This window comes from Tenacibaculum maritimum NCIMB 2154 (assembly GCF_900119795.1).
Taxonomy (GTDB): Bacteria; Bacteroidota; Bacteroidia; order Flavobacteriales; family Flavobacteriaceae; genus Polaribacter; species Polaribacter maritimus.
The window spans coordinates 1,814,241-1,836,022 of record NZ_LT634361.1; the positions used below are offsets into that span (position 1 = coordinate 1,814,241).

At 31.9% G+C, this 21,782-nt stretch carries 21 protein-coding genes; 12 read left to right on the top strand and 9 right to left on the bottom strand.

Annotation, left to right across the window (positions count from 1 at the left end):
• Positions 1-171: 171 nt before the first annotated feature.
• Positions 172-1,452 carry an acetyl-CoA hydrolase/transferase family protein gene (locus MARIT_RS08150; protein ID WP_100211248.1) on the top strand — a complete coding sequence of 427 codons (1,281 nt, stop codon included), beginning with the start codon at positions 172-174 and terminating at the stop codon, positions 1,450-1,452.
• Positions 1,453-1,513: 61 nt separating this feature from the next.
• On the opposite strand, the gene ccsA is transcribed toward MARIT_RS08150, so the two are convergent.
• From ccsA to MARIT_RS08180, 5 genes are all read right to left on the bottom strand, one after another.
• Positions 1,514-4,675 (bottom strand): cytochrome c biogenesis protein CcsA, encoded by a 3,162-nt coding sequence (gene ccsA / locus MARIT_RS08155; RefSeq protein WP_100211249.1) that lies wholly within the window; start codon positions 4,673-4,675, stop codon positions 1,514-1,516.
• A 130-nt stretch (positions 4,676-4,805) separates the two neighbouring features.
• Positions 4,806-6,299, bottom strand: a complete 1,494-nt coding sequence (nrfA, locus tag MARIT_RS08160) for an ammonia-forming cytochrome c nitrite reductase (protein WP_100211250.1) — start codon at positions 6,297-6,299, stop codon at positions 4,806-4,808.
• A 4-nt stretch (positions 6,300-6,303) separates the two neighbouring features.
• Positions 6,304-6,906, bottom strand: coding sequence for a cytochrome c nitrite reductase small subunit (gene nrfH / locus MARIT_RS08165; RefSeq protein ID WP_100211251.1), 603 nt, complete (start codon positions 6,904-6,906; stop codon positions 6,304-6,306).
• Positions 6,907-7,178: 272 nt separating this feature from the next.
• The gene (locus MARIT_RS08175) at positions 7,179-7,640 is read right to left on the bottom strand and encodes a DUF542 domain-containing protein (RefSeq protein ID WP_157926229.1); all 462 of its coding nucleotides are present in this window, start codon (positions 7,638-7,640) and stop codon (positions 7,179-7,181) included.
• A 24-nt stretch (positions 7,641-7,664) separates the two neighbouring features.
• The gene (locus MARIT_RS08180; RefSeq protein WP_100211254.1) at positions 7,665-8,894 is read right to left on the bottom strand and encodes an alginate export family protein; all 1,230 of its coding nucleotides are present in this window, start codon (positions 8,892-8,894) and stop codon (positions 7,665-7,667) included.
• A 256-nt stretch (positions 8,895-9,150) separates the two neighbouring features.
• Between MARIT_RS08180 and MARIT_RS08185 the strand changes: the two genes are divergently transcribed.
• The 9 genes from MARIT_RS08185 (at position 9,151) to MARIT_RS15485 (ending at position 15,260) form a co-directional block, all read left to right on the top strand.
• Positions 9,151-9,621 (top strand): DUF6452 family protein, encoded by a 471-nt coding sequence (locus MARIT_RS08185; RefSeq protein WP_100211255.1) that lies wholly within the window; start codon positions 9,151-9,153, stop codon positions 9,619-9,621.
• Entirely contained in the window at positions 9,602-10,300 is a 699-nt protein-coding gene (locus MARIT_RS08190; protein WP_100211256.1) for a DUF6048 family protein, read from the top strand. Before MARIT_RS08185 ends, MARIT_RS08190 begins: the two co-directional genes overlap by 20 nt.
• A 60-nt stretch (positions 10,301-10,360) precedes the next feature.
• Entirely contained in the window at positions 10,361-11,308 is a 948-nt protein-coding gene (locus MARIT_RS08195) for an isopenicillin N synthase family dioxygenase (protein ID WP_100211257.1), read from the top strand.
• Positions 11,309-11,313: 5 nt separating this feature from the next.
• Positions 11,314-11,637, top strand: coding sequence for a translation initiation factor (locus MARIT_RS08200; RefSeq protein ID WP_100211258.1), 324 nt, complete (start codon positions 11,314-11,316; stop codon positions 11,635-11,637).
• A gap of 110 nt (positions 11,638-11,747) precedes the next feature.
• Positions 11,748-12,539, top strand: a complete 792-nt coding sequence (locus tag MARIT_RS08205; protein ID WP_100211259.1) for a carbonic anhydrase — start codon at positions 11,748-11,750, stop codon at positions 12,537-12,539.
• A 200-nt stretch (positions 12,540-12,739) separates the two neighbouring features.
• Positions 12,740-13,609, top strand: a complete 870-nt coding sequence (locus MARIT_RS08210; protein WP_100211260.1) for a nucleoside phosphorylase — start codon at positions 12,740-12,742, stop codon at positions 13,607-13,609.
• Positions 13,610-13,614: 5 nt separating this feature from the next.
• Positions 13,615-14,205 (top strand): hypothetical protein, encoded by a 591-nt coding sequence (locus MARIT_RS08215; protein ID WP_100211261.1) that lies wholly within the window; start codon positions 13,615-13,617, stop codon positions 14,203-14,205.
• A gap of 4 nt (positions 14,206-14,209) precedes the next feature.
• The gene (locus MARIT_RS08220) at positions 14,210-15,070 is read left to right on the top strand and encodes a substrate-binding domain-containing protein (protein ID WP_100211262.1); all 861 of its coding nucleotides are present in this window, start codon (positions 14,210-14,212) and stop codon (positions 15,068-15,070) included.
• A gap of 19 nt (positions 15,071-15,089) precedes the next feature.
• Entirely contained in the window at positions 15,090-15,260 is a 171-nt protein-coding gene (locus MARIT_RS15485) for a hypothetical protein (RefSeq protein WP_157926230.1), read from the top strand.
• A 58-nt stretch (positions 15,261-15,318) separates the two neighbouring features.
• Here the strand turns inward: MARIT_RS15485 and MARIT_RS08225 are convergent, their stop codons facing one another.
• Positions 15,319-15,960, bottom strand: a complete 642-nt coding sequence (locus tag MARIT_RS08225) for a protein-L-isoaspartate(D-aspartate) O-methyltransferase (protein ID WP_024740537.1) — start codon at positions 15,958-15,960, stop codon at positions 15,319-15,321.
• Between the two features lie 129 nt (positions 15,961-16,089).
• Between MARIT_RS08225 and MARIT_RS08230 the strand changes: the two genes are divergently transcribed.
• Positions 16,090-17,049 (top strand): Gfo/Idh/MocA family protein, encoded by a 960-nt coding sequence (locus MARIT_RS08230; protein ID WP_024740538.1) that lies wholly within the window; start codon positions 16,090-16,092, stop codon positions 17,047-17,049.
• 26 nt (positions 17,050-17,075) lie between these two features.
• Positions 17,076-17,963, top strand: a complete 888-nt coding sequence (locus MARIT_RS08235) for a 3-hydroxybutyryl-CoA dehydrogenase (RefSeq protein ID WP_024740539.1) — start codon at positions 17,076-17,078, stop codon at positions 17,961-17,963.
• Positions 17,964-18,197: 234 nt separating this feature from the next.
• Here MARIT_RS08235 and MARIT_RS08240 read toward each other — a convergent pair whose 3' ends face one another.
• The 3 genes from MARIT_RS08240 to MARIT_RS08250 are packed head-to-tail and all read right to left on the bottom strand — an operon-like array spanning position 18,198 to position 21,781.
• Positions 18,198-19,298, bottom strand: a complete 1,101-nt coding sequence (locus tag MARIT_RS08240; RefSeq protein ID WP_038025349.1) for an efflux RND transporter periplasmic adaptor subunit — start codon at positions 19,296-19,298, stop codon at positions 18,198-18,200.
• 34 nt (positions 19,299-19,332) lie between these two features.
• Complete coding sequence (locus MARIT_RS08245) at positions 19,333-20,550, bottom strand: ABC transporter permease (protein WP_100211263.1); 1,218 nt, start codon at positions 20,548-20,550, stop codon at positions 19,333-19,335.
• A gap of 1 nt (position 20,551) precedes the next feature.
• The gene (locus MARIT_RS08250; RefSeq protein ID WP_100211264.1) at positions 20,552-21,781 is read right to left on the bottom strand and encodes an ABC transporter permease; all 1,230 of its coding nucleotides are present in this window, start codon (positions 21,779-21,781) and stop codon (positions 20,552-20,554) included.
• Position 21,782: the final 1 nt, after the last annotated feature.

Here is a 21,782-nt window from a genome sequence, read left to right on the forward strand (position 1 = left end):
AACTATCTTATAGAATTATAAATATTCCTTATTATTACTATTCAAGATATTGATAAAATCATATACTTATTTTTTTTCTCCTCAAAAACAGTTCATTACTTTCTTTATGATTTTTATCATTTTATTTTAGCTTATTTTACCCGATCTTTACCTTTAAATTAAAGTATAATAATGAACTTAGATTCCTTAAAAATTGTTACTGCCGAAGAGGCTGTTTCAATAGTAAAACCAAATAATAAAGTATTCTTCCAAGGAGCAGCAATGACTCCTAATTTGTTAATAGATAATTTATGTGAAAGATATAGCGAGTTGAATAATGTTGAAATTATTCAAATTCACACACATGGTAAAACCAAATACCTAGAAGCTCCTTATAGCAATGCTTTTAAATTGGTAAGTTGTTTTGTGGGTGATAATGTAAGAAAGGGGGTCAATACTAATAATGGTGATTATGTCCCTATCTTTTTAAGTGAAATTCATTGGCTATTTAGACGTAATATTTATCCTTTAGATGTAGCCTTTATACAAGTTTCTCCACCTGATAAGCATGGATATTGCTCTTTAGGTGTTTCTGTAGATATTACATTACCTGCAATACAAACTGCCAAAAAGGTAATCGCACAAATTAACCCTAATGTTCCTAGGACTCATGGAGATGGTATTATTCATATTAGCAAAATTGATTACGCAGTAGAGGTTAATACTCCCATTTACACATCTGGTTTAGGAGTTCCTTCAGACATTGAAACTAAAATAGGAAAGCATGTTGCTGAATTAATAGAAGATGGCGCTACTTTACAAATGGGTATTGGTAACATTCCTAATGCTGTGCTTCACAATTTAACCAATCATAAACGATTAGGAATTCATACAGAAATGTTTTCTGATGGTGTTTTACCACTCATTGAAAAAGGGATTATTACTGGAGAGGAAAAAGAAATTAAAACAGGTAAGATAGTAACTTGTTTCGCTGTAGGATCTCAAAAACTATATGATTTTATTGATGACAACCCTTTAGTACATTTTAAAGAAGCAGGTTATACCAATGATACTTCTATTATAAAACTAAATCCAAAGGTAACTGCTATAAATAGCGCTATTGAAATTGATATTACAGGTCAAGTTTGTGCTGATACAATTGGTAAATATCAATATTCAGGGGTTGGTGGACAAATGGATTTTGTGCGTGGTGCTTCCTTATCAAAAGGAGGAAAAGCAATTATAGCAATGCCTTCTATTACTGCTAAAGGTATTTCTAAAATTACACCATTTTTAAAAGAAGGTGCTGGTGTAACCACTACTAGAGCTCATGTACATTATGTTGCTACAGAATATGGAGTTGTTAATTTATTTGGTAAAAGTTTAAAACAAAGAGCCAAAGCTTTAATATCTATTGCTCATCCCAATTTTAGAGAAGAACTGGAAAAAGAAACAGCAAAACGCTTTTCTTAACCTTTGGTCCCTTAATTAAATATTAGGACTATAAAAAGCCCTCACATAGCTGTGAGGGCTTTTATTTCTTTTTAATTTTTTTTCTTTTTTCTTTAAAAAATGCAACTATGGAAGTACCTATCATTATCGCAAAAATTAAATAAACAAAAACAGGAATAGGAACGGAATCTCCTGCTGCATAGCTATGTAAACCCGATAAATAATAATTGACCCCAAAAGAAGTCATAATAATTGACCAAAAAGCAAACATACTAGCCACACTAATGGTATATGTATTATTTAGTTTAGGAATAAATCTTAAATGTAATACGATTGCATACACTATTATACTAATTAAAGCCCATGTTTCTTTAGGATCCCAAGCCCAATAGCGCCCCCAACTTTCATTTGCCCAAACACCTCCTAAAAAAGTGCCTACCGATAAAGTAAAAAGTCCGATTGTCATGGATAATTCATTGATGTAAGCAAGTTCTTTAATTTTAAGCTCAATAATTTTCTTTGTTTTGGCTGTTTTAAACGAAATTAACAACAATGTCATCAAACCCAAAACTGCCGATAGTGCCAATGGAGCATAACTACTAACAATTGTTGCTACATGAATCTTTAGCCAATATGACTTTAAAACGGGCATTAGATTTGTAATTTCAGGACTTAACCAATCTAAATAACTTACAAATAATAAGGCACCTGCAAACAATGTAGCCAAAGGCAGTACAAAATCTGATTTTCTAAAGCTTAATAAACCACTTAGTAATAAGCACCAAGCTACAAAAACCAACATTTCATATCCATTGCTCCATGGAGCATGTTGAGCGATATACCATCTTAAAAGAAGGTTGAATGTAAATAGTAAAAATGATATTAATGTTATTACAATAAGCATATTCCATACAAAAGATACCTTTTTTTTATTAGAAAACATTTTAACAACCGCCACTATTAATAACATAAATCCTGTCATAAAAAGTATTTGAAATAACCAAAAATTAAGGTTTGCGTTCTGATACCACAACTCTGCTTCAATCTGCTTTGATGATGGAATGATCTCTTTACCTAGTATTTCTTGATATTTTTTGATATACATAAGTTTTTCATAAGCTGCTTCATATTTTCTTTCTTGTATATCTTTAAAATAAGCTGGCAATATATTTTTCGCAAAACGTGCATCTTCTTCTGTAAAATCATTAAAATGATGGCGGTAACTAAACCACGTGTAATGCTCATCTTTTTTATTTGGAAAAATTCTTAAATATGTTCCTGCAAACAAATTGTATAAAATATTAAACCTTTCATCTATTTTTAGTACCTCTTTATCAAACTCATTGCGTTCCGAAGGTTTCTTTTTATTGGCTTTCTCTACATCAGAGGCTAGTAAATAATTACCATCTTTATCTAAAAAGCTAATAAATGAATACAATCCATTACTTCCTTTTGGTATAGTGTTCAATAAATATTTGGTTTTACCTGTATCTACTTTAATTATAGGAATGCGCTGCCATATATGAGGAGCCATATGCATTCCTAGGAAAACTTGACTTACATTTAATTGTATCGTATTTCCTGATATAAGATACTTAAAGCTTGATTTTTTAGACAGCTTTCGAATACATTCAGATGCTAATGTATTTATTGGTTTTATACGTCCATCTAAATCCTGCACTAATAATCGTGCAAAAAATCTGGCTTGTTCCTCATCTAGTTGCGTTTGTTGTAAACGTATAAGACTATCTATTGAGGTCATAGGAACTCCATCTTTTTTATTGACTGCCAATAAAGATAAACTTGTAAAGATCAAAACAAATGTACTTATTGTTCCTTTCAATTTTACTTTTTTAAGCTTTCTCTGAATTAATTGAAATCGAGATGCTTTCCCAAAGAGCGTAAAAAACATACCTATTCCCATGAGTAAATACCCTAAATAAGTAATCCAAGTTCCTAAAAAATCATGATTAACAGAGAGTACAGTACCTTTTTCATCAGTATCGTAACTTGCCTGAAAAAAACGAAATCCTTTATAATCCAATACATTATTCATAAAAATTCGATAGTCAAATTTTATATTATCATCTACAACAGTTAGGTTACTAGTATAAGCAGAAGGACTTGAAGATCCTGGATAGCGCTCTAATTCAAAATTATTTAATTTAATAGAAAAGGGTATTTTAATAGCCCCTGCTCCGTATGAAATAATTGCTTTTATACCATTTTTAAAATCAACTTGATGCTTTATGGGTAAAAAACCTTCTCGGTATAAAATATTTACTTCTTGCTCTTCATCTCCTACCTTTACTGTTATAATTAATGCATCATCCAAACTCTTATCATTCTCTATTTTTTTAGAAGAGGTGCTTATTAGTTTAAACTTTCCTCTAGGATGAAACGAAGTAGGTACAAATGAGAAATCCCCAGACCGGTACAAAGTACGTAACGACATTTTTTGCAAACTGTCTTGTTTTATTCTTCCTGCTTGTTGGTTTTCCATCATAAAGAAGTCAACAGGAAAAGGACTTCGTATTTGAAATAAGCCATTTTTTTCGTATATATTAATGATTCCCTCTTTGTCAGATTCAAAACCTATTTCATGTTCGTGACTACCTATTTTCTCAACTTCACCCTTTTTTAAATAAATTGTATTTCTTTCGTTCCCTCCCGTAGTTATCATTTTTAACAAGGGTACTCCTTTAATACTATCTAAAATGACTTCTGGCGAGGCATCAGCTACATATTCTTTAAATGAAATAGCAATAGGAAGTTCTTGAAATATTTTATTGATAGTAAAGTCGTTTTCTTTTAAAGGCGAAAAGTTCAACTTTTTACGAATTTGAGTATGTTCTTCTCCCCTTATCAAAGTTACCGATAATAACTTTGTATCTGAAATTACGACATTTGAAGTTTCTCCTTCTCGAATCCTCATAATTCCACTATAAGAACTATAACGAGTAATTCCAGCACCTAATAATAAAATTATAAAAGCCAAATGAAATAGTAATACTGCCCATTTTTCTTTTCTATATAAACGGTACTTAAAAATATTCGCTATAAAACTAATCACCAAACCTAATTGTAGGAATTCAAACCACCATGAATCATAAACACTTGCCCATGCTACTGCGGTTCCATAATCATTTTCAATAAATGTTGCCATTGCCATTGCTATTGCGTAAATTACTAATAACAATAATGCTAGAATTGATGATGAAAATAGTTTGTATATTTTTTGCATATAATAATGTTAATTTCTTTTACCAATCGCAACAACCATTGGCATTAAAAAAGATAATTTTCAAAGCCGTTGACATTAAAAATTATCTTTTCAATTTCTATAAATGAGCTATTTTAAATACATGGCTTCGTTACTTTATCGAAACCTCTTTGCTATCGTAATTGGCCTCTCGGTTTTTAGCTGTTTCTAACCATTTGGGTAATAAATTCTTTTTAAAAATCTCCTTTTCTGCTTTTAATTTTTCGATATCCAATCCTATATATTCCTGAGCTTTTTCTTTTGTTAAAATATTAGGAACAATAACAGGCTTATTATGTCCTAATTCGGCCAATAAACGAGCTAACTTTACACGACCTTCTGTGGCAATATCAAGCCCTCCACTAATAACTCTCCCTATTTCCACAGGCGAATGAAAAGAAGCTCCATGAGAAGCAGCAGCGTAATCCCAACGCCATTGTGCATGACGAATGTCTTGTAAAATAGCCTGCATTTGTTTTTCCGTAGCTCCTAAATCCCAACATTTTTTAGCTTCTATATGCATTCTTACCAAAGCATCCTCCAATTTCAATCTACTTTCCGTTGATTTTTGCTGACGTTCATATACATTCGCTTTTAACTTATCTGCCTCTTCTCTATGGCAAACTTGACATGAATTGGCTACATTATTCATTGGTGATTGAATATGATGGTCTGTAAATTTTTGCCCTCCTTCACTTTTATAAGGCATATGACAATCGGCACAAGAAACTCCTCTATCAGCGTGTACTCCTGTTAAATAAGTTTCGTAGCCTGGATGCTGAGCTTTTAACATAGGAGCTTTACTTAACTTATGCGTCCAATCTTTAAACTCCATATCATCATAGTATTTTTCCATAGCTTCTACTGACATTCCTTCTTTCCATGGAAATGTTAAATAAGGAATCCCTTCTTTACCTGGTTTTTTCTTATCAAAATAATATTCAACATGACATTGCGCACATACCAAAGAACGCATTTCTTGATGCGTAGCCTTATTGATATCTTTTCCCATTGCTTCAAATGCTTCCACCAAAGCAGGACGTGTTATTGTTAATTTCATAGTTTCAGCATCATGACAATCAGCACAACCGATAGGGTTTACAATTTCTTCTCCTTTATCTGCCCACTTTCCTTTATAAAATGCTTCAATTCCTATTTCATTCATCAATCTTGGCACATCCGGACTCTTACAGGTCCAACAAGTAGCAGGCATTGGACCATCTCCTTTTCCTATAGGACCTCCTGTTCTTAACGTATTATAAATATCCTTTACAGCATATTGATGCCCTCTTCCTTGATTATAATCCTTAGAAAAACCATACCCTGCCCAAAGTACTACCAAACGCGTATCTTCCTCTAACATATCTCGCATTTTAGCCCCCCCTTGAAAAGATGCAAAATCACTCTTCTCTGTCTGTAAAAAAGATTGATATTCTGCTGGGAAGTTCTTCCCCCATTCTTCATTTCTTGGTTCATTTTCCGCTATTTCTGCTTGAGGAACATATTTGTACCTCGCTTCATTTTTTCTATTTACAATACTTGAAGCTAGTAAGCCTAATAGAAACACTACAATTACCGTTATTATAAATAATACTTTATTTTTCATACTATTAGTTTTTGTCTTTTATTTGTTGATATAACCAATTAGGAACCACTGTTTCTAATGGATCTGTAGGAATAGGTGCAATATTATTTTTAATTGTTGAAATACCATGAACTGTTCCATGAGGCAATTCTTGATGACAAGACCAACACTTTCGTGCTGTTCTATTTTTTCTATGATTCTCTATCCATCCGTCATATTTAGTTTGGGTAACCTGCTGCAAATGACATCTAATACAATTATCTTGTACTACTTCTTGTGAAGCTGCTCTCATAAACATCACTTCTGGTTCAGCTCTTGCTGTAAATACGGATGCATGAAATAGTCCATCTTTTGCTTTAAAAAAATATTTGTTGAATACATTATCATGCGGAACATGACAATCATTACAAGAAGCTCTCTCTCTATGAGAGCTATGCATCCAACTATTGTACATAGGCGTCATCACATGGCAGTTTACACAAGCCAATGGATCATCTGACATATAAGAAACCAAAGAAGCTTCTTTTGCCATAAAAAAAACCAATCCAGTAAGTGTTCCTATTAAAATAATTGCAATTCGTCTCCACCTAGATTTTTTATTAGGTAATATTTCGCGATTAAAATTCAACTTTGTATTGTTTATATTAATAATGTAACTCAAAAAGTATTTCCTCTTGTAAGCTACGCACTTTTTTATATAAAATATTGTTTTTCAAATGAATGTGTTCGTACAAATCATATTCCATGTCTTGCAATTTCAAACATAGTGCACTTAATTTCTTACAAACCTTTACTGCTTCATGTTCTTTACACCATTTTGTTATCGCCTCAAAAGCAATAACTATCCGGACATATCTATTTTTTTTTAAAAGTTTCTGCTTCTTTCTTAACAGATTTTTATCATAAAACAGGTGTTTTTCTTTTTTCAATGCTACCAACTCCTTTATCAAAGGAAATAACACCCTCTTCTTCTTCACCTATAATCTTACTTAGCCTTATTTTCATCAATTCAAATTGTTTTCCAATGGCTTTTAATTCCCTATGAAAAGGCTGGGGTGTCTCCAATATTTCTGCAATAGCTTGAGATAATAAGTGTAAGTTTTCTCTAAGACATACATGGTGTACATTTTTTAAATAAATCATTAAAAAATTTAGTTCCCATTTATTATAATCCTCTATGAGGTCACTTACTCGATCAACTGTTAGTAGCTCTTTTTCTAAGTCCATAACATTTATATTTCGTTCTGAACAAACTTCTTGAATAGTTACTTCTCCTTTGCAACAAAAGTGTATTCCATATTTATTAAAAATATGTGCTGTTTTTATATTCTCCGTAACATAATCTGCTACTGTTCTTTTCATAAGCACATCCATAACTCAAAGAATTTATTTTGTTGAAAATAGTCTTGGTTTAACAGTTACCATTGCCCATACCCAATTGTTGACGTTATCATATGAGCTTCCTTTTAAAATCTCCATTCCTTTAGCCGCAAGCATTTGCGAATAGCCAACTTTTACTACTACATCTTTAGTAAACTTATAATCATAAATCAAATCAATTTCAGTTCCTAATTGTTTGGCTGTATCATCGCTCAACTTTTCAGCTGCTGAAAAATTATGTACGGCTATCGCCAAAGATGATTGGTTACACAGCTTAAAATTACCTTTCAAATAAACATCCAATAATCCCACATTATTTATATGGTTTCCTACATAAAAATAATCCATCAATCCATTAAACTTATGATTCGTTCCATAAAAAGGAGTAAATGCATTATTGTTTTCTACTGAAGTATTTGAATTATTTCCACTTTGCAATTCTGCACCTAATCCTATTTTTCCTTTAACCCCTACTCTATAGCTCGCTTCTAATCCTAACAAATAAGCATTCAATTTTCTATCAAGCACATCTTTTCCTAATTGGTAATACAAGTTAGTAGCAATATCAAAATAATTACTATCTATATTCAAATGAGCTCCTACAGTTTGACTATATTTTAATCCATTTGGAGACTGTAATCCATTATTTAAGAATAAAAGACTTCCCGAAAACCCATTCCAATCCTTATGCAACCAAGCATATTGGATTGCTTTATAAGTATTTGTTTTTAAGTTAGTTCCTACTACCTTTTCTTCATCTTGATTAAACCCTAATCCTAAATCAAACTTAAATCTCTCTTTTTCATATTTAAATAATGCCAAATCATGACTTCTTGCTTGTTGCAACCAATTTACGTTTCCAAATATTCTACTATCATCATAGTCTATTTCCTGACGCCCTAACTTTAAAGAAAAGTTTTTATGTAATAATAACTCTGCCCAAACCTGATGTAGGCCTAAACCATTTTTATCTTTTGCATTTAATTGAGGTGTATCTCCCCAAACCCTTACGTCTTGGAGACTAACATAAAAAATTAGCTTTTCCTTTTTGTACATTGTTTTTAATCGAGTTCTTTGTGATACGAACATCGCTGCGTTATCGCTGTCTGAAAAAAGCGTTTTATATCCATGCCTATACTCTACACGAGGCCTTAACTCTGCATCAATTTCTAACTGCCCATACATATTCACACATATCAGCATAAGTACTACTGTAATAATCTTTGTAATTTTCATAAGAGCTTTATATTTGAGATTTCTCTCTACAAAGAACCTCAAAATAAACTCTTTAGAATATGATAAAAATCATAGACGACAAATTTGACATTTCATTTAATAAGGAAGGAGAAAGCAGCTTTATTATAATAAGTAACTTTCGCTTGCTTAGTATTTCAGTATATTAGCTGTTTTTTAGCATAAAACTTGAATATTTTTGTCGTAATTTGCTGACTATACCATTAATTACTTTTAAGAATTGAAAAATTCACTATCCATGAAAAAAGTTAGCTTATTAGTCTTGTTGCTCTCAACATTTTTTATCGTTTCTTGTGAAAAAGACGATTTTTGTACAAAAAACCCTGTTACTCCTAATTTGATATTAAGATTTTATGATGCCGAAAATCCTACTGCATTAAAAAAGGTAGATTCTTTATATGTGTGGGCAAAAGAAAAAGATAGTATCATTATAAATCAAAATACCGATTCGATTGCTATTCCTTTAAATACCTTAAGTAACAATACCATCTATAACCTTTCAAAAGGAACACTTTTAAGCAATCAGTTCACCATAACTTACAATACAGAAGAGGAATTTGTTTCTCGTTCTTGTGGCTTTAGGGTTATTTTTAATAATGTTGCCATTACCAATAATTCAACAACAAACACATGGATTCAATCCTTTACACCAGAAACCTTAACTACTATAAACCATCAATCAGCTGCACATGTTAAAGTATATCATTAATTTTTGTTTACTATTTGCTTTTGTAAATAGTTATTCCCAACAACAGTTAAGCTCCAAACAACAAAAAGACACCATCCAATACAAAACTGGGTACGGATTGCGTATTGGTATTGATATCAGCAAACCTTTCATTGGCGTTTTTGATAAAAGCTATAGAGGACTTGAGGTTGTAGGTGATTATCGAATTTCTAAATCGTGGTATATTGCTTCGGAAGTTGGGTATGAAAAGGAAACTACCTCCGAAGATTTTTTTAATTTTACTTCAAAAGGAAGTTATGTCAAAATAGGAGCTAATTATAATGCTTATAAAAATTGGCTAGACATGAATAATGAAATTTATGTCGGGCTCCGATATGGACTCAGTGTTTTCGATCAAACATTAAACAATTATACCCCTAATGTAGGAAACACTTATTTTCCTTCTGTCAACATAAGCACTCCAAGAGCAACTTCAAAGCTTACAGCTCATTGGGCTGAATTTCAACTAGGTATAAAAGTAGAAACTTTTAAAAATTTGTTTGTAAGTTTTAGTGGCTCTTTTAAAGTAATGGCTAGTGTAAACAACCCTACGAACTTTAAATCCTTATATGCACCTGGATTTAATAGAATTTTTGAAAGCAATACAGGCTTTGGCTTTCACTATACTATTTCTTACTTAATTCCTTTTGTTAATAAGTAATTTTATAAAATCCTCTTGTTTTTAATACCTTTACAGCCTCTTTAACTAAAGTTATTAACAATGAAAAAAATACCAAGTGTAAATTTAGCTGACTTTTTATCAGACGATAAAGCACGCAAACAAAAATTCATCAACGAAATTGGTCATGCTTATGAAAATATAGGATTTGTTGCTCTAAAAGGACACTTTTTAGACAATGAATTGGTTGATAGTTTGTACAAAGAAATTAAAAACTTTTTTGACTTGCCTGTTGACGTAAAAGAAAAATATGAAATACCAGGTATAGGTGGACAGCGCGGTTATGTTTCTTTTGGAAAAGAAAGCGCTAAAGGAAAAAAAGAAGGCGATTTAAAAGAGTTCTGGCACTTTGGGCAATATGTAGATGCAGATTCAAAATATGCAAATGAATATCCTGCTAATGTTGAAGTAGAAGAGTTACCTAAATTTAATGAAGTTGGTAAAAGAACTTACCAAATGTTAGAAAAAACAGCAAAATATGTATTGCGCTCTTTAGCTTTACATTTAGGGTTGGAGGAAACTTATTTTGATAATTACATCAAAAATGGAAATAGTATTTTACGTCCTATCCATTACCCTCCCATTGAAACTGAACCTAAAGGAGCTGAGAGAGCTGCTGCACATGGAGACATTAATTTAATTACGCTTTTGATGGGAGCGCAAGGAAAAGGATTGCAGGTACAAAACCATGAAGGAGAATGGATTGATGCTGTTGCTGAACCTGATGAACTAATGATTAATGTTGGAGATATGCTATCTCGCCATAGTAATAATAAGTTAAAATCAACCATACATAGAGTAACAAACCCTCCTAAAGAACTATGGGGAACTTCGCGCTATTCAATACCTTTTTTCATGCACCCTGTGTCTGATATGAAATTAGATGTTTTGGAGAATTGCATTGATGAAAATAATCCTAAGCAATTTGAAAATATTACAGCTGGTGAGTTTCTAGATGAACGTTTACGTGAATTAGGTTTAAAAAAATAATTCTAATGGATTTTAAAGATCAACTGAAAAACTTATTTCCTGATCATCAATTTCAAGAAGAAGCTCCTGAAGAAAAATCTGATATTTGGTTACAAGAAGCACCACTTCTTTGTAAATACGAAAAGCGAAAAGGGAAACCTATTACCATTATTGATGGGTATCATGGAGCTACTAGTGATTTTAAAAAACTAGCTAAAGAAATAAAAACTAAGTTTAGTGTTGGAGGTAGTTTTAAAGAGGATAAAATTATTATTCAAGGAGATTATAGAGATCAAATAATGCAATTACTAAAAGATAAAGGTTTTAACGTAAAACGCGTCGGAGGTTAGCATTTAAAAATGTCAGAAATTATTTATTTCTGGCATTTTTTTTACCACTGAACCTTTATTTTACATGTAAACTTAAAAGCCCCAAAAGCTCGCTATCATAACTATTAATTATGAAAATAAAACCAATCTTAATCATTTTTATTTTCGTATTCGCTACATCTTGCAAATACGATAAAAAGGCCAATACAAATCATAAACAAGCCATTCCTACGGATACAAATAGTCACGACTGGGGGTATGACGGTAATACCCCCTCTAAAAATTGGAAAAAAAACTATCCTGATTGCAATGGAAAAAACCAATCTCCTATTGATATCATTAGTGTAGATACCAAAGAAAGTATTTCAGATAAATTACAATTCGATTCTTATAATAAAGAAATAGCAATTCACGATGTAATCAATAATGGACACTCTGTACAATTTAACTTTGAGAAAGGAGATTATCATACTTTTAGAGGAACTCATTATTATTTAAAACAAATTCATTTTCATGAGCCTTCAGAACATACTATTAATGGCGTACGATTTCCTATTGCCATCCATTTAGTACATGAAAGTACCGATAAAAAATTATTGGTATTTGCTGTTATGGCACAGGAAGGGAAAGGAAGTTTACCTTTTGATTTTTTAGAAAGCTACTTACCTCTTAAAAAAAATGAATCCAAAGAGGTAGGAAAATCATTCAACCTTTCTAATATTCTTCCTAAAAAAACCGCTTATTACTATTATATAGGTTCGCTAACAACTCCTCCTTGCACGGAGGGAGTAAACTGGATCGTTTTTAAAGCTCCTATAACTGTTTCAAAAATGCAAATTGAAAAAATGCATCAATCTCTTCCTGATCATAACTATAGACCTATACAACTCTTAAATGGACGTACTATAGAATTCTCCAAATAAATAAATTCGATTATTTATTCTTCAAAAACCTAGAAACCGATAAATATCTAGGTTTTTAAAACTTTTTTACACAAAAAGAACAAGACAATTATACATTACCTACCTTCTTATTTTTTTGTACCTTGGCGGGGGAAAAAATGTAGCTTTTACTTTCCTTTTCGGATCGTACCCTTAATTAGCTACTAAAATCAAATCATACAATGAATATTAAAAATTCTGAATTAATATTAAACCCCGATGGTAGCATCTACCATCTGAATTTAAAACCAGAAAATATTGCCACGGATATTATCTTTGTAGGAGATCAATATCGAGTAGATAAAGTTACCAAACATTTTGATACTATTGAATTTACTACTCAAAAACGCGAATTTAAAACTACAACAGGAACTTATAAAGGAAAGAGACTTACTGTTATTTCTACAGGAATAGGCCCTGATAATATAGATATTGTTTTGAATGAACTAGATGCTCTAGTAAATATTGATTTAAATACCCGACAAGTAAAAGTCAAGCATACACAGTTAAATATTACTCGAATAGGTACTTCTGGATCTTTACAAGCAGATTTGCCTGTTGATAGCTTTTTATTAAGCTCTTTTGGTCTTGATATTAATGGCATGCTTCACTTTTACCAAATAGATGAAATATCGCATCCTAAAATAGAAGATGCTTTTATAACACATACGAACTGGAGTGAAAAGAAAGCACGCCCTATTATTATTTCTAATAGCCCTTTTTTAGAGGCAAAATTATCTTCTGATAAAGTTCAAAAAGGTATGACAGCTACAGCTGGTGGATTTTATGGACCTCAAGGGCGCATATTAAGATTGGATCTTGAAAATCCTAATCTTAATCATAAAATAGATAGTTTTGTTTTTGAAAACACTAAAATAACCAACCTAGAAATGGAAACTTCTGCTATTTATGGGTTAGCAAAATTATTAGGTCACAACGCTGCCTCTATGAATGCTATCATAGCCAACAGAGCTAACGGTACTTTTAGTGAAAATCCAAGTAAAACAGTTGCCGATTTGATTAAATATACACTTGATAAATTAGCGGAATAAATCGTATGAAAAAAATACATACTTATTTCCTTTTATGTTCGATAGCTCTAATTTCATTTGCTACAAGTTGCCCTCAAGAACCTTTTTGCGACAATCAAACAGCAATTGTAACTACTGAAAGTATCGCTATTAAAGTAACATCTAATACCAACTTATCTCAAAACGATACAATTTGGCTTTCTTTAGAAATACCTAATACATTAAAAGATATTAATGGAGCTGTTCATAATATAGAAATTAATGCTAATAGTAGTATTTTTCCTTACATCCGTACACAATTAAAAAATGACTTTGATACTTTTAGCGATATTAACTTTGGAACACATACAGTAAGTACATTTGGAACTGTTCAAACCTATGATGGAAATATCAACCTCGGATTGGAATATAAAAAAGATTCAAATTCACTATATTGCAAAGCAGGACTGATTTTGAAAGAAAAAGGTATTTATAAAATAAATGTAGGATCTTTTTACCCTATAAGTATGAACTATAAAGAATATGTAGATTGTCCAAAAAAAACATATAATATCCCCTTAACTTTTAATACACAACAAAATACTAATCATCAAGAATATACTTTTACAGTAAATTAAACCTATGATTCATTTAAAAGTAGGTGGTGTACCAGAGCATTTTAATTACCCTTGGTATCTAACCTTAAAAAATAAAGAATATACAAAAAACGATATCAATCTTCGTTGGAAAGATTTTCCAGGAGGCACTGGAGCCATGTGTAAAGCATTACGAGGGGGTGAGATAGATATCGCTATTGTACTAACAGAAGGTATTATTAAAGATATAATTAATGGTAACCCTTCTAAAATAACGCAAACCTTTGTTAAAAGCCCTTTAATTTGGGGGATTCACGTATCCTCTAAAGCTTCTTTTAGAAAAATACAAGATTTAGAACATGCAACCGTAGCCATTAGCAGATTTGGATCTGGCTCTCATTTAATGGCCATTGTAAATGCTCATAATCATGGTTGGGATGTTAACAAGCTAAATTTTAAGGTCGTTGGAAACTTGCAAGGTGGTATTGATGCCCTTACAAAAGGAGAGGCAGATTATTTTATGTGGGAACATTTTACAACTAAGCCATTAGTAGATAGCGGTATCTTTAGAAGATTAGGAGATTGCCCTACCCCTTGGCCTTGCTTTGTAATTGCTGTAAGAAATGAAGTTTTAGAAAATAGCCCTGAGGAGGTCAAAAAAGTTCTAAAAACCATCAACGATACTACAAAAGACTTTAAGCAAATTCCTAATATAGATCAGGTACTTGCTGAACGATATGAACAGCAATTAGAGGATATTCAAGAATGGTTATCTATCACTGAATGGGACGAAGGAAAACCTATATCTGAAGATTTAATTAGCCTCATTCAAAATAAAATGATTAACTTTAACGTTATTGATAAAGAAAAAAAGTCTAGCGAGTTAATTAAAAATATGTACATTTAGGGCTTTAAAACATTAAGAAATGAAAAATATAGTATTTATTGTAATTTGCGTTGTTAGTATGATTGGGTTTTCTTCTTGCGGTAGTACAAGCCCTTGTGGTCTAGCTGCAAATACTCCAAACACTAAACAAATTAAACAAGACCATCTATTAAACTTTCAAGATACTGAAACTTCTGTTGCTATAAGATAGATAATAGATGGTCTTCTTCAAATTCACAATGAATCCGCTTTTGTAGCGGATTTTATTGTTAATTTTTTTCTTGCAGCATCGGTACAAATTTGAAATCACCTAATTCGTGTTTTTCAAACTCTTTAGGGGATTTTCTTATAAATAACGTCATCATTTGCACTTTATCGCCAACAGGAATTAGTAACCTTCCCCCTACTTTTAATTGTGCTAATAAAGCCTTGGGTACATAAGGTGCCCCTGCTGTTACAATAATTTTATCAAACGGAGCTTCTTCTGGCAAACCTTTATAGCCATCTCCAAAAATTAACCGCTTGGCTCTATATCCTATTTTAGGCAAGAATAAAGATGTTTTTTTAAATAACTCCAGTTGCCTTTCTATAGAATAAACATCAGCCTTCAATTCTAGTAGAACAGCGGTTTGATATCCTGAACCTGTTCCTATTTCTAATACTTTTTCGCTTGGTTTTACTTCTAATACTTGTGACTGAAAAGCCACAGTGTATGGATGCGAAATAGTTTGCTCTGCTGCTATTGGAAAAGCCTTATCTTGATAAGCATGAGATTCAAAACTACTATCTATAAATAAATGTCTAGGGATTTTTCGTACTGCATTTAATACATTTTCATCTATAATTCCTTTTGCTTTTAATACGGTTGCTAATTGATTTCTAAGTCCTTGGTGTTTGGTAGTATCTCTCACTAATATTTGTTATTTCAAGTGCCTAAAATAATAATATTTACAACGAAATTCCTATAAAAGTGTATCTTTGTTAGCGCTGTTATTTTCTTTCTTGAAAATCAGTTTTTAATCTTAAAAAAAATACAGTATATGCTAAAAGCTGGAGTTTTAGGTGCGGGTCATTTAGGTAAAATTCACTTGCGCCTTTTACAACAATCCGACAAATATGAGTTAGTAGGGTTTTATGATCCTTTTACTGAAAATGCTAAAAAAATAGCTAAAGAATTTGGTTATAAATACTTTACTTCTATTGATGAACTCATTGATTCCGTAGATGTAGTAGATATCGTTACACCTACATTGTCTCATTTTGAATGTGCCAAACAAGCCATAGAAAAAGGAAAACACATTTTTATAGAAAAACCGATTACGAATACCTTATTAGAAGCAGAAGCTATTAGGACTTTAGCGAGTCAAAAGCATGTACGAGGTCAAATTGGACATGTTGAACGATTCAATCCTGCTTTCATTGCCGCTAAAGAAATGATTAATACGCCTATGTTTATTGAGTCACATCGATTGGCTGAATTTAACCCAAGAGGAACTGATGTTCCTGTTGTTTTAGATTTAATGATTCACGATATTGACATTATACTAAGCGTAGTTGATTCTAAAGTTAAAAATGTGCATGCTAGCGGAATTTCTGTCATTTCTGAAACTCCCGATATAGCCAATGCTAGAATTGAGTTTGAGAACGGTTGTGTTGCAAACTTAACAGCAAGTAGGATATCAATGAAAAATATGCGAAAATCACGTTTTTTTCAACGAGATGCTTATATATCTGTTGATTTTTTAGAGAAAAAAGCAGAGGTAGTTCGTATGAAAGATGTTCCTGAAAATCCTGATGAGTTCGCCATGATTTTACAAAATGCAGAAGGTATTAAGAAACAAATTTATTTTGACAATCCTAATGTAACTCCTAATAACGCTATTTTAGAAGAATTAGAGTCATTTGCTGATGCCATCAACAATGATCGAACTCCCGTTGTTTCTCTAAAACAGGGTACAGAAGCTCTTCGCATAGCTCAAATGATTATAGATTCTTTTTAATTAAACCCACTAAAAAATAGTAACTTATGAATAACATCGCTGTAATTGGGGCAGGAACCATGGGAAATGGGATTGCTCATACTTTCGCTCAATTTGGGTATAACGTACAACTGATAGATATTTCTCAAACTGCCTTAGACAAAGGAATGGCAACCATTACTAAAAACCTAGATAGAATGGTTGGAAAAGGAAAAATATCTGAAGAGGATAAAAGCAGTACTCTAAAAAACATCACTACATATACATCTATTGAAGCTGGAACAAAAACTGCTAATTTAGTGGTAGAAGCTGCTACTGAGAACGTAGATTTAAAACTTAAAATATTTAAAACTCTTGATGAGATATGTCCTAAAGAAACTATTTTAGCTACTAATACTTCTTCTATTTCCATTACTCAAATTGCAGCAGCAACAAACAGGCCTGAAAAAGTAATAGGAATGCATTTTATGAACCCTGTTCCTATCATGAAATTAGTAGAAATAATTCGCGGTTACAATACCTCTGATGAGGTCATGGAACTTATCGTTGAGCTTTCTAAAAAAATTAATAAAACTCCTGTAGAAGTAAATGATTATCCAGGTTTTGTTGCTAACAGAATCTTAATGCCAATGATTAACGAAGCTGTTGAAACTTTATATAATGGAGTTGCTGGTGTTACTGAAATAGACACTGTGATGAAACTAGGAATGGCTCACCCTATGGGGCCCCTACAATTAGCTGATTTTATTGGGTTAGACGTATGTTTATCTATATTAAATGTTTTATATGATGGATTCAAAAACCCTAAATATGCCCCATGTCCTTTATTAGTAAATATGGTAATGGCTGGAAAATTAGGTATCAAATCTGGAGAAGGGTTTTACGATTATAATGAAACAAGAAAAGCTGAAAAAGTAGCTAAAATGTTTTCTTAATCCTCTAAATCACAAATACATTTAAAAGCTATTTTTAGCCTCTCTAATTTATCCCGAAAAAGGAATTATAATTGATACAAAACAAATTAGAGAGGCTAAGATGGCTTTTCAATTTTCAGAGAACTCAAGTATGTTATAAATACACATATACTGTAAAAAACGTATTTATTTTAGCAAAAAAAGAGAGCTACTACAATCAGTACTCTCTTCTCTTAAAATATATTTGCTTATTTTTTATTTTCTATCACTATCCGTTACTTTATTCCAGATTTTTATATCATCTTCTTCTGTAACACCTTCTAAAATTTCTACATTAACCCCATCAGAAAGTCCTAATTTCAAATCTTTTCTTTCAAACTTTTGATCACCAATCTTAACTTCTACATAAGGATCTTCTGTTTTTCTATCAAACTGCAATAAAGCTTCTTTTATAGATAAAACGCTATCTTTTTTAGCCAATACGATCTCAGCATTAGCACTGTATCCAGCTCTTATAAAATACTTATCATCTAAAGACACATCTGCCTTTATTTTAAACTGAACAGCTCCAGCTTCTTCGGTTCCCTTAGGGGCTATAAAATTTAATACTGCTGGGAACTTTTTATTTTCTATAGCTCCTAAAGCAACTTCTATATTCGTTCCCTTTACTAACTTACCTACCTCTGATTCGTCTACCTTACCTTCAAAAATCATTTTCGTCATATCTGCTATACGAGCTATTGTTGTACCAGCATTGAAATCATTTGTTTGCGTTACTTGGTACCCTTTTTTAACTGGGATTTCAACCACCATTCCTGAAGTTGTAGCTCTTATACTCGTATTAGCTGCACTCCCTAAACCTGCTGTTGTTCCTTTTCTAATAATATCCATATCGGACTGAGCGTTTCGTAAAGCTTGTTTAGCATTGTTATAGCTTAACTCTGAATTTTCAAATGCTTGACGAGATATAACCCCGCTTTCAAATAGCTTCTTGTTTCTATCAAATTGAGTTTTTGCATTATCAAATGTCAATCTAGCATTTTTCACGCTTCCATTGGCTCTATTTAAAGAAGCTACATTAGGAACTACCCTTACCGTGGCTATCAAATCTCCTGCTTTTACGATAGCACCTTCTTCTACAACAATTTTATCTACAATACCTGTTATTTGAGGCTTAATTTCTACTTCTTCTAAAGGTACTACCTTTCCCGTTGCCACGCTCTTTTTTACTATAGTTGTTTTAAAAGCCCTTTCTGTTTCATATTCAACAGGAGAGGCACTATTTTTTTTACCAAACCAAATTAATACTGCGATTAGTGCCAATGCTATTCCACCAAAAATGATTATTTTTTTCATTTGTTTTTATTTATTCTTGTTAATTGATGTGCTTTTATTCTTCTCTTAATGCTTCAATAGGTTGTACTACTGTTGCCATATAGGCAGGAATAAATCCTATTAATGTTCCTAATGTAACTAACACAGCATAAGCTATTAAAACTATTGGAATATTTACGGTAGGATTCGTCAATAAGTTTAATTTATCAATAATCATTAACACTCCTCCTCCTGCTATAATTCCTAAAGACCCTGCTAATAAGGTTAAAAATACAGACTCTAATATTATTTGCTGCTTTATCTTTCCTGGCGTTGCCCCCAAAGCTCTACGAATACCTATTTCTTTTGTACGCTCTTTTACGGTTATTAATAAAATATTTCCTATTGCAAAAACCCCTGCTATTAGTGTTGCAATTCCTACAAACCAAGTTAAAAATTGCATCCCTTTTAAAAACCCTGTTACCTTTGCTACTTCTTTACCCAAATTAAACCCTCTAAAAGCTCTATTATCTTCTGGATGGATCTTGTGTAAATTCTTAAGTAAAAGCTTTATATCAGACTCCAATTGTACGATATCATTATTTGGATTCCCTGTAATGACCATCCATTCAAATTTATCACCTGTATTATATACTAACTTAAAAGTGCTAAACGGAATGTGTATATTATTAGCTCCTTCAAACCTACCTGGCTTATATACCCCTACAACTAAATAGTTTATATTATTAATTTTAATATAAGTTCCTAATGCTTCTTCTTCTTTATCGTATAACTGTTTGTAAACTTCGCTACTTATTACACATACTTTTTTATTTTCTTTGATATCACTTTCATTAATAAAACGCCCTGAAGTTAACTTTTTCTTTTGAACCTTATCTAGAAACGGATAGTCTCCAAAAATGGTAAAATTACCTGATTTCAATCCATGTATAACTTGATTTCCAGTTACATTTCGAGGAACTACAAACTCGACCCCTTCTACTTCTTTGCGAATTTTTTCAACATCACCTATCGTCAAGTTTATTTTCCTCCCTTCTTGGAATCCTTTAAATGCCTTCGACGTTCTTGTTCCCGTCATAAAAACGCTGTTTGTAGCAAAATCTCCAAACATACTATTAAAACCATTTTCTATCCCTTTAGCAGCTCCTAATAATCCTACTAATAGCAATATCCCCCAAAACGCTCCAAAAATGGTAATTGCCGTTCTTGTTTTATTTTTACGAATACTACCGTAAATCTCCTGCCAAGTGTCTTTGTCAAATAAAAATTTCATACTAATCTGCTCTTAATGCTACAATAGGTTTGATACTTGCTGCTCTTTTAGCTGGTAAATACCCTGCAATAATACCGGCAATAATTAAAGTTATTGTGGCTCCCACCACTACTGGTGTTGAAACTCCTGGATTTAAAATAAAATAGTCTTCCAAACTTGGGCCTATCAGCTCCAAAATTCCTACACCTATCATTAATCCAACATACCCAGATAACGCTGTTATAAATACTGACTCTAGCAAAATCATAGAAACAATCACCTTAGGAGTTGCTCCTACTGCCTTTCTTATTCCTAATTCTTTAGTCCGTTCTTTAACCACATATACCATAATATTGCTAATACCTACTACTCCAGCAATTAATGTTCCCATTCCTATGATTAAAATAAGAATACTTAAGCCAACGATCATTCCAGAAACCTCCTTATTATCAGAAGCGTAATTCCTTACCCTAATTCCTCTTTGATCATTGGGTGCTATATCATGTTTTTCTTTTAATTCTTTTCGCATTTTATTACTAAATGCTATTGCTTCATCAATACTCAGTTCAGGGTTATAAGTCATACCAAATTCGTCTATATGATCATTATTTCCATAAATCTGCTGCATTGTTGTAAATGGAGTATAAATAAACCTCTCGTCACTATCTCCTCCTGGATCTGAAAAAACACCAATTACTCTATAAACAATTCCTCCAATATTCAATTCTTTTCCATAAGCACTTAATTGACCAAATAAATCCTTTTCTACCATTCTTCCAATCACAACAATTTTTGATTTTTGTTTGACATCTCTTAAGTTTAAAAAGCGACCTTCTGTAATTTGAGCAGACTCTAATAAATCATATTTAGGATATACTCCTCTTAAGGTGTAAGTATCTTGCTCTTCTTTATACACTACTTGAACATTTCTTTGTATTCGTGGGCTTATCATTTGAATTTGATCTGCATATCTTTCCTTTAAAAATTCAAAATCTTCATTTTTAAATTGAATTTTTCTTCCACTTTGTTTTCCTTTATAAGGCTTTGTTGTTCTATTGGGCCATATATAAATAGAATTAATAGCATCTTTTGCAAACTCATTTTTAAATGTATTTTGCAAGCCATTTCCTATACCAAATAAAAGTGTAAACAATAAAATAGCAAAAGCTACCGTAAATCCTGATAAGGCTGAACGCAACTTATTTTTACTAATACTTTGAAATATTTCTCTCCAACGATCTAAATCAAACATA